Genomic DNA, 12,977 nt, shown 5'->3' on the forward strand with positions numbered 1-12,977 from the left:
GTATTTTTTTAGAAATGTGTATAAAAAGTTGATAGATGGTCAGAATGGTAAAATCGAACACTGAAAGTAAATGAGGTTTTTATGTATGAAAAGCCTTTTTCTTTTTTGTCTAACGTTAGAGAGAAATGAAGAATCACCATTCGTTGCGAAACGGATGTTTAAATAGTGCTTGTGGCAAGATCAACCGCAAGCCTGTTCGGCATGTCTTGCCGGACCCTTTTTTCGTTATTAAAATGCTTGATTTGAGGGGTGAATCAGTTGACAGGTCAACTAGTTCAGTATGGACGACACCGCCAGCGCAGAAGTTATGCACGCATCAGTGAGGTATTAGAATTACCGAACTTGATTGAAATTCAAACCGCTTCTTACGATTGGTTCTTAGAAGAAGGTTTGAAGGAAATGTTTCAGGATATTTCCCCAATCGAAGATTTCACAGGTAATTTGTCATTGGAGTTTGTGGACTACAGCCTTGGCGAACCAAAGTATCCAGTCGATGAGTCAAAGGATCGCGATGTAACATATAACGCACCACTTCGTGTGAAAGTACGTCTCTTAAATAATGAGACGGGAGAAGTGAAGGAACAAGAAGTATTTATGGGTGACTTCCCGCTTATGACAGACACAGGTACCTTTGTAATCAATGGTGCTGAGCGTGTTATTGTTTCTCAGCTTGTTCGTTCTCCTAGCGTGTACTTTAACAAGAAGATTGACAAGAATGGTAAGAGAGGTTACACAGCTACCGTCATCCCAAACCGCGGAGCGTGGCTTGAGTTTGAGACCGATGCAAAAGACGTGGTACACGTCCGTATCGATCGTACTCGTAAGTTGCCGATCACCGTGCTTTTACGTGCTTTAGGATTCGGCACTGACCAGGAGATCATCGATCTTATTGGTGACAACGAATACTTGAAGAACACGTTGGAAAAAGACAATACGGAAAACACAGAGAAAGCGTTGCTTGAAATCTACGAGCGTCTACGCCCTGGCGAGCCGCCGACGGTAGAAAATGCGAAAAGCTTGCTTGTTTCCCGTTTCTTCGACCCGAAACGCTATGACCTAGCCCGTGTGGGTCGTTATAAAATGAATAAAAAGCTTCACATCAAAGATCGATTGTTCAATCAAACGCTGGCAGAAACGCTGGTGGATGAAGAAACAGGCGAAGTGATCGCTGAAAAAGGGGACAAGATCGATCGTCGCCTATTGAATAAGCTGATCCCTCACTTTGATGACGAAGAAGGCACATTGAGTGAAGAATCGCTGGACCCGGTAGACGGAGTCCTTGAAGATCCTATCCAGGTTCAGTCTGTCAAAATTGTTGACCCGACGGACCCAGAAGGTGAACGTTCCATCAATGTCATCGGTAATGCAAACATTGACCGTGACGTGAAGAACATTACCCCTGCGGATATCCTTTCTTCCATCAGCTATTTCTTCAACTTGTTGCACGATGTTGGTGGAACAGATGACATCGACCACCTTGGAAACCGCCGTCTGCGTTCTGTTGGTGAATTGCTGCAGAACCAATTCCGAATCGGTCTTTCCCGTATGGAGCGTGTGGTTCGTGAGCGTATGTCTATTCAAGATACGTCCTCCATTACACCACAACAATTGATTAATATTCGTCCTGTGATTGCTTCAATCAAAGAGTTCTTCGGAAGCTCTCAACTATCTCAGTTCATGGACCAAACGAACCCGCTTGCAGAACTGACGCACAAACGTCGTCTTTCAGCATTGGGGCCTGGTGGTCTGACTCGTGAACGTGCAGGATTTGAAGTTCGTGACGTACACTACTCCCACTATGGTCGTATGTGTCCAATTGAAACGCCGGAAGGACCAAACATCGGTTTGATCAACTCCCTTTCCTCCTATGCGAAAGTGAATGAGTTTGGTTTCATCGAGACACCTTACCGCCGCGTTGATCCAGATACGAATAAAGTAACAGCTCAAATTGATTATCTGACAGCTGATGAGGAAGACAATTACGTTGTCGCTCAGGCGAACGCTAAGCTTGAAGATGATGGAGCTTTTACAGATGAAGAAGTTATTGCTCGTTTCCGTGGTGAAAACACTGTTGTCAGTCGTGACCGTATCGACTACATGGACGTATCACCGAAGCAGGTTGTCTCTGCAGCGACCGCATGTATTCCTTTCCTTGAGAACGATGACTCCAACCGTTCCTTGATGGGTGCGAACATGCAGCGTCAAGCTGTACCATTGCTCAAGCCTGATGCGCCGCTTGTCGGTACAGGTATGGAGTATGTGTCAGGTAAAGACTCAGGGGCTGCGGTCATTTGCAGACACGAAGGAATTGTTGAGCGCGTAGAAGCGAAAGAAGTTCGTGTCCGCCGTATTTCTGAAGTAGATGGCAAAGAGGTCGAAGGAGACCTTGATCGTTATCGTCTGCAGAAATTCATTCGATCCAACCAGGGAAGCTGTTACAACCAGCGTCCGATTGTTTCTAAAGGGGATCGCGTTAAGCAAGGTGAAATCCTGGCTGACGGACCTTCCATGGATATGGGTGAACTGGCACTGGGTCAAAACCCGCTTGTTGCCTTCATGACATGGGACGGTTACAACTATGAGGACGCGATCATCATGAGTGAACGTCTCGTTAAAGACGATGTGTACACGTCCATTCATATTGAAGAATATGAGTCGGAAGCTCGTGACACGAAGCTTGGACCAGAAGAAATCACTCGTGACATTCCAAACGTTGGTGAAGATGCTCTTCGTGACTTGGACGACCGTGGAATTATTCGTGTCGGTGCTGAAGTAAGCGATGGAGATCTGCTTGTTGGTAAAGTTACGCCAAAAGGTGTGACAGAACTATCTGCAGAAGAACGTCTCCTTCATGCGATCTTCGGTGAAAAAGCCCGCGAAGTCCGTGACACGTCCTTGCGTGTGCCACACGGTGCAGGCGGAATTGTCCTTGATGTGAAGATTTTCAACCGTGAAGACGGTGACGAACTTCCACCAGGTGTAAACCAATTGATCCGTGTCTATATCGTTCAGAAGCGTAAGATTTCTGAAGGGGATAAGATGGCCGGTCGTCACGGGAACAAAGGTGTTATTTCTAAGATTCTTCCAGAAGAAGATATGCCTTTCCTTCCGGATGGTACACCGGTAGACATCATGTTGAACCCACTGGGTGTTCCGTCGCGTATGAACATCGGTCAGGTACTAGAGCTGCACATGGGTATGGCTGCTCGTTTGATGGGTGAAAGAATTGCTACCCCGGTATTTGATGGTGCACGTGAGGAAGACGTTTGGGAAACATTGCAAGAAGCCGGCATGGCTCGTGATGCGAAAACAATCCTATACGATGGACGTACAGGTGACGCATTTGATAACCGAGTATCCGTCGGCGTCATGTATATGATTAAACTGGCGCACATGGTTGACGATAAACTGCACGCCCGTTCAACTGGACCATATTCATTGGTTACGCAACAACCGCTTGGTGGTAAAGCGCAATTCGGTGGACAGCGTTTCGGTGAGATGGAGGTATGGGCACTTGAAGCATATGGTGCTGCTTATACTCTTCAAGAGATCTTGACTGTTAAATCAGATGATGTCGTCGGACGTGTGAAAACGTACGAAGCCATCGTTAAAGGTGACAACGTTCCTGAACCTGGTGTCCCTGAATCATTCAAGGTTCTGATTAAAGAGCTTCAGAGTCTAGGTATGGATGTGAAAATCCTTTCTGGTGATGAGCAAGAGATTGAAATGCGCGATATCGAAGAAGAGCAAACCAAAGAATCCGAGAATTTGAACTTAGACGACTAAGATAGAAACACTGCTGCTCGTGTTCTAAGTTTAGGGTAAAACCTGGATACTGAAAGGGAGGTAGGCCCCTTGCTAGATGTAAATAACTTTGAGTATATGAAAATAGGGCTGGCTTCACCGGATAAGATTCGTTCTTGGTCCTACGGTGAGGTTAAGAAGCCAGAAACCATCAACTATCGTACGTTGAAACCAGAAAAAGACGGTCTTTTCTGCGAGCGAATTTTCGGCCCGCAGAAAGACTGGGAATGTCACTGCGGAAAATATAAGCGCGTCCGTTATAAAGGTGTCGTTTGTGACCGTTGTGGCGTTGAAGTAACAAAGGCGAAAGTTCGCCGTGAGCGTATGGGGCACCTTGAGCTAGCTGCCCCTGTCTCTCACATTTGGTACTTCAAGGGAATCCCAAGCCGTATGGGTCTTGTGTTGGATATGTCTCCAAGAGCGTTGGAGGAAGTCATCTATTTCGCAGCTTATATTGTAACGGACCCAGGAGAGACGGCTCTTGAGAAAAAGCAATTGCTTTCTGAAAAAGAGTACCGCTCTTACCGCGAGAAGTTCGGACAAGGATTCCAGGCAGCTATGGGTGCGGAAGCGATCCGCAAGCTTCTATTCGATATCGACCTTGATGGTGAAGTAGATACGTTGAAAGAAGAGCTGAAGACAGCTCAAGGACAACGTCGTACACGTGCAATCAAGCGTCTTGAAGTATTAGAATCCTTCCGTAACTCAGGAAACGATCCATCATGGATGATTCTTGACGTTCTTCCGGTTATCCCGCCGGAGCTTCGTCCAATGGTCCAGCTTGACGGCGGACGTTTTGCAACTTCTGACTTGAATGACTTGTATCGTCGTGTGATCAACCGTAACAACCGTTTGAAGCGTTTGTTGGATCTTGGCGCACCGACAATCATCGTTCAAAACGAGAAGCGTATGCTGCAAGAAGCTGTCGATGCCTTGATTGACAATGGTCGTCGCGGCCGTCCTGTAACAGGACCAGGGAACCGACCGCTTAAATCCCTTTCTCACATGTTGAAAGGTAAGCAAGGACGTTTCCGTCAGAACTTGCTAGGTAAGCGTGTCGATTATTCCGGCCGTTCCGTTATTGTCGTCGGACCATCCTTGAAGATGTACCAGTGTGGTCTTCCTAAAGAAATGGCCCTTGAGTTGTTCAAACCATTCGTTATGAAAGAACTCGTATCCCGAGGTCTTGCTCATAACATTAAATCAGCGAAGCGTAAGATTGAGCGAGTGCACCACGAAGTATGGGATGTCCTTGAAGATGTCATCAAAGAACACCCGGTTCTACTCAACCGTGCACCAACATTGCACCGTCTGGGTATCCAGGCCTTTGAACCGACCCTTGTTGAAGGTCGTGCCATTCGTCTGCACCCGCTTGTATGTACCGCATACAACGCCGACTTCGACGGAGACCAAATGGCCGTACACGTGCCACTATCCTCAGAAGCTCAGGCGGAAGCGCGTATCTTGATGCTTGCTGCTCAAAACATCCTTAACCCTAAGGATGGTAAGCCGGTCGTTACACCTTCCCAGGACATGGTATTAGGTAACTACTACCTGACTCTTGAGAGAAAAGGTGCTATCGGAGAAGGCATGTTCTTCAAAGACTTGAACGAAGCTTTAATGGCTTACCAAAACGGCTATGCCCACCTGCACACACGTGTAGCTGTTCAGGCTAGCTCCTTAAATAACGAAACATTTACTGAAAAACAGAATCAGCAGCTTCTACTGACTTCAGTAGGGAAGTTGATTTTCAACGAAATGCTGCCGAATTCATTCCCATATATCAATGAACCGACGAAAGAGAACTTGGAAATCAAGACTCCTGATCATTACTTCATTGAGAAGGGTACAGATATCCGTGAAGAGATCTCTAAACGCGAAGAAGTGTCTCCATTCAAGAAAGGAATCCTCGGTGATATCATCGCAGAAGTGTTTAAGCGTTTCTCCATCAGTGAAACGTCTAAGATGCTTGACCGCATGAAGGACCTTGGATTTGCTTACTCCACGAAGGCCGGTATTACTGTCGGTGTATCCGACGTTGTCGTACTTCCAGAGAAGCAGGAAATTCTTGATGAAGCACAGGAGAAAGTGGATAAAGTCTTGAAACAGTTCCGTCGTGGTCTGATCACAGAAGAAGAGCGTTACGACCGCGTCATCGAAATATGGTCTGCGGCTAAGGATGATATTCAGAACCGTCTGATGAAGTCCTTGAACCCGCGTAACCCAATCTTCATGATGAGTGATTCCGGAGCCCGTGGTAACGCCTCTAACTTTACGCAGCTTGCTGGTATGCGTGGTCTGATGGCCAACCCGGCTGGACGAATCATCGAACTTCCGATCAAGTCAAGCTTCCGTGAAGGTCTGACAGTACTCGAGTACTTCATCTCTACACACGGTGCCCGTAAAGGACTTGCCGATACGGCCCTTAAGACAGCCGACTCCGGTTACTTGACTCGTCGTCTTGTAGACGTAGCGCAAGATGTTATTGTTCGTGAGGATGACTGTGGAACGGACCGTGGTCTCCCTGTAGCTGCATTGACAGAGGGAACAGAAGTGGTCGAACCATTGATCGACCGTCTTATCGGACGTACAGCATTCCAGACAGTGAAACATCCTGAAACCGGCGTTATTTTTGTAGATAGAAATGAAGTCATTTCTGAAGATGTCGCACGTCAAATCGTTGAGGCTGGCATTGAAGAGATCGTGATCCGTACGGCATTTACTTGTAATACGAAACACGGAGTTTGTAAGAAGTGTTATGGCCGTAACCTTGCTACAGGTGATGAAGTTGAAGTCGGTGAAGCAGTTGGAATCATCGCTGCTCAATCCATCGGTGAGCCGGGTACCCAGCTTACAATGCGTACCTTCCACACAGGTGGTGTAGCCGGAGACGATATCACGCAGGGTCTTCCGCGTATCCAGGAGATCGTGGAAGCACGTAATCCGAAAGGTCAAGCCGTCATCACAGAAATTGATGGTACGGTCCATGAAATCAACGAAGTCAAAGAGAAACAGGAAATCGTCGTCCAAGGTGCTGTAGAATCACGTTCTTACACGGCTCCATATGGTGCACGTATGAAAGTGTCGGTTGGAGATGAGGTCAAAGCAGGTGAACCTCTAACTGAAGGTTCCATCGATCCTAAAGAATTACTGACCGTTCAAGGCCTTGATGGCGTTCAAGAATACCTTCTCAAAGAAGTTCAGAAAGTTTACCGAATGCAAGGGGTGGAAATCTCTGATAAGCACGTCGAAGTTATGGTACGCCAGATGCTTCGTAAAGTACGTGTCCTTGATTCTGGTGACACCGATGTACTCCCAGGTTCTCTACTTGAAATTCACCAATTCAAAGAAGCGAACCAAAAAGCGCTTATGGAAGGTGGCCAGCCGGCAGTCGGCCGACCAGTCATCCTTGGTATTACCAAAGCGTCTCTTGAAACAGACAGCTTCCTGTCTGCTGCATCCTTCCAGGAAACAACACGTGTCCTTACAGACGCAGCTATTAAAGGTAAGCGCGATGAGTTGCTAGGATTGAAAGAGAATGTTATTATCGGTAAGCTTGTTCCTGCAGGTACGGGTATGACTCGTTACCGCAAGATCCAAGCGCAATCCGAGCAACAACGACAAGAGGTTCCAGAAGTGACGGAAGAAGTCACACATTCTTAAAATAAAGAAGTAGATGTTAACAAGGTGTAAAATTAAAGGAAGCACTAAAAAAACTCACCCAGATGCAGTTGACATGCATTTGGGTGAGTGATAATATAATCAAGGTGCTTCCATTTATCCTTGTTACTTTGGAGGATATGAAGATGTCTTATGAAAAAGTAGCACAGGCTAAATCCGATATAATTATTGGAACCAAACAAACACTGAAAGCCATGAAAAATGGCGAAGTGGTTGAAGTCATAACGGCTGACGATGCTGATCAGTCGATGACACTTAAAGTAGCTAAATTAGCCCAACAACTGAACATTCCTCACACACGGGTGCCTTCGATGGAGGAGCTCGGGAATGCATGTGGTATTGATGTTGGTGCGGCTACAGTGGCGATAAAGCAATAAAGTTTTGGCGTTCTACGCGAAAGCTTTGTTTTTTGCCTTTTTATGAACCACCTGGATGTGTGGTATTAAAAAAGTACGAAGGGAGGATACAAACATGCCAACAATTAACCAATTGGTACGCAAAGGACGCGTAAGCAAAACAAAGCAGTCTAACTCTCCAGCTTTGAACAAAGGTTACAACAGCTATAAAAAGCGTATGACTGATCTTTCTTCTCCACAAAAACGTGGGGTTTGCACACGTGTTGGTACAATGACACCTAAAAAGCCGAACTCTGCCCTACGTAAGTATGCACGTGTTCGTCTAACTAACCAGCTTGAGGTTAACGCTTATATCCCTGGTGAAGGCCACAACCTTCAAGAGCACAGTGTTGTTCTTATCCGTGGCGGTAAAGTTAAAGACTTGCCAGGTGTACGTTACACCGTTGTACGTGGCGCTCTTGACACAGCAAGTGTTGATGGTCGTATGCAAGGTCGTTCCAAATACGGTACGAAAAAGCCAAAAGCTAAAAAATAATCGATATGCAAATATCGTTTAAATAAAAACACTGAAGAAGGGAGGGGAACATATGCCACGTAAAGGTCCAGTAGCTAAACGTGATGTGTTACCAGATCCAATGTATAACTCTAAGCTTGTTACTCGCTTGATCAACCAAATCATGGTTAACGGTCAGCGAGGTAAAGCACAGAAAATCCTTTATAAAGCATTTGAACTTGTTCAAGAACGTAGCGGCAATGACGCTATGGAAGCATTTGATCAAGCAATGAAGAACGTAATGCCTGTATTGGAGGTGCGCGCTCGTCGTGTAGGTGGTTCCAACTATCAGGTACCTGTTGAGGTTCGTCCAGAACGTCGCCAGGCACTAGGCTTGCGTTTCATCGTAAACTATGCGCGTCTTCGCGGAGAGAAAACGATGGAAGAGCGCCTAGCTAACGAAATTCTTGATGCTTCAAACAACACAGGTGCATCCGTGAAACGTCGCGAAGAAATGCACAAGATGGCGGAAGCGAACAAAGCATTCGCTCACTATCGCTGGTAATCACCAAAAAAATAAAGGTTCAAACAGGAAGGAGAAAGATGCATGGCTAGAGAGTTCTCCTTGGAAAAGACTCGGAATATCGGGGTAATGGCTCACATCGACGCTGGTAAAACAACGGCGACAGAGCGTATTCTTTTCTACACAGGACGTATCCACAAAATTGGTGAAACTCACGAAGGAGCTTCCCAAATGGACTGGATGGAGCAGGAACAAGAGCGCGGAATCACAATCACTTCTGCCGCTACAACTGCTCAGTGGAAAGGTCACCGTATCAACATCATTGATACTCCAGGACACGTAGACTTCACTGTAGAAGTTGAGCGTTCCCTGCGTGTACTTGATGGTTCCGTAGCTGTCCTTGACGCACAATCTGGTGTTGAGCCTCAAACAGAAACTGTTTGGCGCCAAGCTACGACATACGGTGTTCCACGTATTGTCTTCATTAACAAAATGGACAAAATCGGAGCTGACTTCATCTACTCCCTAGGCACTTTGCAAGACCGCCTAGGAGCGAATGCAGCAGCTGTTCAACTTCCTGTCGGTGCGGAAGATGAGTTCGAAGGAATCATCGACCTAGTAACGATGGAAGCATACTACTACATGGACGACTTGGGAACACGTGCTGAAGCACGCCCAATTCCTGACGACTACAAAGATCAAGCTGAAGAGTACCGTGGCAAGCTAGTAGAAGCTGTTGCAGAACTTGATGAAGACTTGATGATGCAGTATCTAGAGGGAGAAGAAATCACAAACGACCAGCTTAAGGATGCGATCCGTAAAGCGACTCTAAGTGTTGAATTCTACCCAGTATTCTGTGGTTCTGCCTTCAAGAACAAAGGAGTTCAACTTCTAATTGATGGTGTTATCGATTATCTACCATCTCCACTAGATGTACCTCCAATTGAAGGTCACGTACCACAAACAGAAGAAGAAGTTGTACGTAAGCCTGACGACAACGAGCCATTCTCTGCTTTGGCATTTAAAGTCGCTACAGACCCTTATGTAGGTAAACTTACTTTCTTCCGCGTTTACTCCGGTACATTGAATGCTGGTTCATACGTGAAAAACTCCACGAAAGATAAGCGTGAACGTGTAGGTCGTATCCTACAAATGCACGCAAACTCTCGTGAAGAGATCTCCACTGTGTATGCAGGGGATATCGCTGGTGCGGTAGGCCTTAAAGATACAGGTACGGGTGATACGCTATGTGACGAAAAGAGTCTTGTTATTCTTGAGTCCATGGAATTCCCTGATCCGGTAATCTCTGTTGCCATCGAGCCTAAATCTAAAGCTGACCAAGATAAGATGTCCATCGCTCTTGGTAAACTAGCTGAAGAAGATCCAACGTTCCAAACGGAAACAAACGTTGAAACGGGTCAAACGATCATCGCAGGTATGGGTGAGCTTCACCTAGACATCATCGTTGACCGTCTGAAGCGTGAGTTCAAAGTTGAAGCGAACATTGGTGCTCCACAAGTTGCCTACCGCGAAACATTCCGCGGAAGTGCGCAAGTGGAAGGTAAGTTCGTACGTCAATCCGGTGGTCGTGGACAATTCGGTCACGTATGGGTTGAGTTCGAGCCTAACGAAGAAGGCGCTGGTTTCGAATTCGTCAACAAGATCGTCGGTGGTGTTGTACCACGTGAATACATTCCATCCGTAGAACAAGGAATCAAAGAATCTATGGAAAACGGTGTATTGGCTGGTTACCCTATGGTAGACATCAAAGCGACTCTTTACGATGGTTCTTACCACGATGTCGACTCCAACGAAATGGCCTTTAAAGTTGCCGCTTCCATGGCACTTAAAGAGGCGAAAAACAAGTGTAAGCCCGTTCTACTTGAACCAATGATGAAAGTAGAAGTCGTTATTCCTGAGGAATACATGGGCGATATCATGGGTGATGTAACTTCCCGTCGTGGACGTGTAGAAGGTATGGAAACTCGTGGTAATGCACAAGTGGTTAAAGCATTTGTTCCACTTTCTGAGATGTTCGGTTATGCAACAGCGTTGCGTTCCAACACTCAAGGTCGTGGTACGTACACAATGCACTTCGACCACTATGAAGAAGTTCCGAAGAGCATCTCTGAGGAAATCATCAAGAAAAATGCTGGTGAATAATTGATTTTTTAGACGAGTTAAAGTATAACTTGTATTGTAAGCTTAGGAGTGACTCTAGTATTACTCCTAAGCTGCATCATAAATGTTTGAAACCAAACTTGTTACTTATCTAAAGGAGGAAATATACAATGGGTAAAGAAAAATTTGACCGGTCCAAGTCCCACGTTAACATTGGTACTATTGGACACGTTGACCACGGTAAAACAACTCTAACTGCAGCAATCACGACTGTACTTCACAAGCGTTCTGGTTCTGGTGAAGCAATGGCATATGACATGATCGACGGTGCTCCTGAAGAGCGTGAGCGTGGAATCACAATCTCCACTGCACACGTTGAGTACGAAACAGAAACTCGTCACTATGCACACGTTGACTGCCCAGGTCACGCGGACTACGTTAAGAACATGATCACTGGTGCTGCTCAAATGGACGGCGCGATCCTAGTTGTATCTGCAGCTGACGGTCCAATGCCACAAACTCGTGAGCACATCCTACTTTCTAAAAACGTAGGTGTACCAGCTATCGTTGTATTCTTGAACAAAGTTGACATGGTAGACGACGAAGAGCTTCTTGAACTAGTAGAAATGGAAGTTCGCGATCTACTTTCTGAGTACGACTTCGATGGTGATGACGTACCAGTAATCAGCGGTTCTGCTCTTAAAGCTCTTGAAGGTGAAGAGAAGTATGAGCAAGCAATCTACGATCTTATGGACGCAGTTGACGAGTATGTACCAACTCCAGACCGCGACACTGACAAGCCATTCATGATGCCGGTTGAGGACGTATTCTCTATCACTGGTCGTGGTACAGTTGCAACTGGTCGTGTTGAGCGTGGAACAGTTAAAGTCGGTGACGAAGTTGAAATCATCGGTATGGCTGAAGAGTCCAGCAAAACTGCTGTAACTGGTGTTGAAATGTTCCGTAAGCTTCTAGATTACGCTGAAGCTGGAGACAACATCGGTGCACTTCTTCGTGGTGTTAAGCGTGAAGACATCAACCGTGGTCAAGTACTAGCTAAGCCTGGTTCTATCACACCACACACAAACTTCAAAGCTGAAGTTTATGTACTAGCTAAAGACGAAGGTGGACGTCACACTCCATTCTTCTCTAACTACCGCCCACAGTTCTACTTCCGTACTACGGACGTAACTGGTGTTATTCAACTTCCTGAAGGCGTAGAAATGGTTATGCCTGGGGACAACGTTGAAATGACTGTAGAACTTATCTCCCCAATCGCGATCGAGGACGGAACTCGTTTCTCCATCCGTGAAGGTGGACGTACTGTAGGTTCTGGCGTAGTTTCTGAAATCACTAAGTAATTTCAGTTCTATCCTATATATAAGAGCAACAGCTTCGGGCTGTTGCTCTTTTTTATTGAAAAAATAAGGCTCTACGCCTACTTCCTCAGCTAAACTAAAAGGTATGCTCCTATACGATATTGGCTTTAGAACATATGGAATCTTATTCGTGATGGGGATACGCTGTATTTTTAATTCCCTTACTATTACACGGAAAAAGAAGCTGAATTTATCTATTGATTGAATGATGATTATTCACACGTACGTTTTTTTATCCAAGGGAAAGTGTTACTTGCTTACACTGGAGATGTGAGCATTGAAGAGGGGATCGCCAGTTTGAAGGTTAAGGAAGATGTATTTTAAAAATACCAACTATGGATTACGTGGTGTCTATATTTTACTAAGGCATTCGAATGTTCAGACAACTATTCTTTACACAGAAGTGGTTGATATTCTAATGTATATTTGTTTTAATGGACAATGGATTTCAAAGAGGCAGTCAAAGAAATTCGGCGGAAACCCCATGAATGATTGGTTTCCCCTTGAAAAACGCCCTGGACGCTAGTATAATATTTTAAGTGTCCGTAATGAAAAGAATTATGGATTTATCCTTGCATTGACCGCATTTCTTCTATATAATGAATAATGTTGGTCATAAA

The 12,977-nt window shown here is 45.6% G+C and carries 7 protein-coding genes; all 7 read left to right on the forward strand.

From position 1 onward, the window contains the following. Nucleotides 1-258 precede the first annotated feature (258 nt). The 7 genes from rpoB (at nt 259) to tuf (ending at nt 12,339) form a co-directional block, all read left to right on the forward strand. On the forward strand, nt 259-3,786 hold the full coding sequence (rpoB, locus tag DYE48_RS17150; RefSeq protein WP_115824704.1) for a DNA-directed RNA polymerase subunit beta: 3,528 nt from the start codon (nt 259-261) through the stop codon (nt 3,784-3,786). A gap of 69 nt (nt 3,787-3,855) precedes the next feature. Beyond that, on the forward strand, nt 3,856-7,467 hold the full coding sequence (gene rpoC / locus DYE48_RS17155) for a DNA-directed RNA polymerase subunit beta' (RefSeq protein ID WP_115824705.1): 3,612 nt from the start codon (nt 3,856-3,858) through the stop codon (nt 7,465-7,467). A 143-nt stretch (nt 7,468-7,610) separates the two neighbouring features. Beyond that, nucleotides 7,611-7,862 carry a 50S ribosomal protein L7ae-like protein gene (locus DYE48_RS17160; protein WP_089654440.1) on the forward strand — a complete coding sequence of 84 codons (252 nt, stop codon included), beginning with the start codon at nt 7,611-7,613 and terminating at the stop codon, nt 7,860-7,862. 94 nt (nt 7,863-7,956) lie between these two features. Next, on the forward strand, nt 7,957-8,376 hold the full coding sequence (gene rpsL, locus DYE48_RS17165) for a 30S ribosomal protein S12 (protein WP_089654439.1): 420 nt from the start codon (nt 7,957-7,959) through the stop codon (nt 8,374-8,376). Between the two features lie 52 nt (nt 8,377-8,428). After that, complete coding sequence (rpsG, locus tag DYE48_RS17170; protein ID WP_089654438.1) at nt 8,429-8,899, forward strand: 30S ribosomal protein S7; 471 nt, start codon at nt 8,429-8,431, stop codon at nt 8,897-8,899. A 42-nt stretch (nt 8,900-8,941) separates the two neighbouring features. Beyond that, nucleotides 8,942-11,020 carry an elongation factor G gene (fusA, locus tag DYE48_RS17175; RefSeq protein ID WP_115824706.1) on the forward strand — a complete coding sequence of 693 codons (2,079 nt, stop codon included), beginning with the start codon at nt 8,942-8,944 and terminating at the stop codon, nt 11,018-11,020. A 128-nt stretch (nt 11,021-11,148) separates the two neighbouring features. Continuing rightward, nucleotides 11,149-12,339 (forward strand): elongation factor Tu, encoded by a 1,191-nt coding sequence (gene tuf / locus DYE48_RS17180; protein WP_089654436.1) that lies wholly within the window; start codon nt 11,149-11,151, stop codon nt 12,337-12,339. The last annotated feature ends 638 nt before the right edge of the window (nt 12,340-12,977 follow it).

The organism is Halobacillus trueperi, assembly GCF_003386945.1.
Lineage (GTDB): Bacteria > Bacillota > Bacilli > Bacillales > Halobacillaceae > Halobacillus > Halobacillus aidingensis.